We start from the raw sequence: 1,562 nt of genomic DNA, 5'->3' as shown, positions 1-1,562 counted from the left end.
GGGCTGGAGAGATTTGCCGATCAACCGGCCGCCAGGCTTGCCTACGGCCAGCGCCGTCGGCTCGAAGTGGCACGTGCACTGGCGTTGAAGCCGCGCTTCCTGCTGCTCGACGAGCCGGCCGCCGGCATGAACGCCGTCGAGACCGCCGAACTGGTTTCGATCCCTCGACAGTCCGCACCGAGCGCCGCATCGGCGTCGTCCTGATCGAACACGACATGCGGCTGGTGATGAACCTGTGCGAGCGCATCGTCGTCATCGATCATGGCCGCGTCATCGCCGACGGCACGCCGGGCGATGTCCAGAAGAACCCCGCCGTGATCGCAGCCTATCTCGGCAGCCGCACGTCGCGCGCCAAGACCGCAACGCCTGAAAACCAGACCGCATGACCCGCAACGACAGCCAACCATAAGAAATCCAGAAGGAGAACCGACATGCCAAGCCTCTATCGCCTCCATCGCGCCGCCCTGTGCGCGGCCGTGTTCGGCATCGCCGCCATTTCGACGGCCAGCGCCGAGGAGATCATCATCGGTGCCGCGACCGCGCAGACCGGTGGCCTCGCTCCCTACGACCAGCCGGCACTTGCCGGCTTGCGCATGTCGCTCGACGAGCTCAACGCCAAGGGTGGCCTCGCTGGCAAATACACCGTCAAGCTGCTGATCAAGGACACCCGCTCCGACACCGCGCAGACCGCAACCGTCGCCCAGGAGTTGATCGACGCCGGCGCCAAGATCATGATCACGCCGTGCGATGCCGATCCCTCGATTTCCGCCGGCCAGCTGACCCAGCCGCTTGGTATTCCGACCCTGACGCTGTGCGGCTCCGCCCCCGTGCTCACCGGCGCGGTCGGCGACGTCATGTTCGGCACCTATCCGGCCGACAATGTGCAGGCGACGGCGGTCGCCGACTTCGCCGTCTCGGAAGGCAAGAAGAAGGTGTTCCTGCTGACTTCGCCGGACTCCACCTACACCGCCAATCTGCCGGAATATTTCGGCAAGGTGTTCGAGAAGAAGGGCGGCGCCATTGTCGGCCGCGGCACCTTCAGCATGGGCCAGCCCGACTTTTCCGCCGAGATCACCAACATCAAGGGCCTGGCCGACAAGCCCGACCTGATCATGACGGCGGCCTACGAGCCGGATTTCCCGGCCTTCATCCAGCAATTGCGCGGCGCCGGCGTCACCATCCCGGTCTATGGCGCCGATGCCATCGGCACGCCGACCATCAAGGCGCTCGGCAAATTGGTCGATGGCGTCGTCTACACCGCGGCCGGCTATGCCGAGCCGGGCAGCAAGCTCGAGGCCTTCAACGCAGCCTTCACCAAATATGCCGGCCACGCACCGGAATCGACCTATGAAGTCAATGGCTACGAGATCGGCCTGATCCTCGACCAGGCGGTCAAGACGGCGGGCTCCGACGACCCTAAGGCGATCCGCGACGCCATCGCCGGCCTCAAGGATTTCGAAGGCATCACCGGCAAGATCACCTATGCCGGCACGGACCGCATGCCGCTGCGGCCGGTGGCGCTGATGCGCTACGAGGGCGGCGAGGGCAAGCATGTCCAGACC

At 65.6% G+C, this 1,562-nt stretch carries 3 protein-coding genes; all 3 read left to right on the top strand.

The genetic code is table 11. The features are described 5' to 3' along the window. The coding region (locus EN749_RS39255) for an ATP-binding cassette domain-containing protein (RefSeq protein WP_245491581.1) at positions 1–204 on the top strand (204 nt) is incomplete at its 5' end. 11 nt (positions 205–215) lie between these two features. After that, a complete protein-coding gene (locus EN749_RS39250) occupies positions 216–386 on the top strand; it encodes a hypothetical protein (RefSeq protein ID WP_245491580.1) in 171 nt (56 codons plus the stop codon). A 45-nt stretch (positions 387–431) separates the two neighbouring features. Further along, a partial coding sequence (locus EN749_RS35510; protein ID WP_128364918.1) for an ABC transporter substrate-binding protein occupies positions 432–1,562 on the top strand: 1,131 nt, incomplete at its 3' end.

This window comes from Mesorhizobium sp. M7A.F.Ca.ET.027.02.1.1 (assembly GCF_004022985.1).
In the GTDB taxonomy this organism is placed as follows: Bacteria; Pseudomonadota; Alphaproteobacteria; order Rhizobiales; family Rhizobiaceae; genus Mesorhizobium.
Note: the sequence above shows the minus strand (reverse complement) of the source record. Positions and strands in the feature narration are given on the sequence as shown.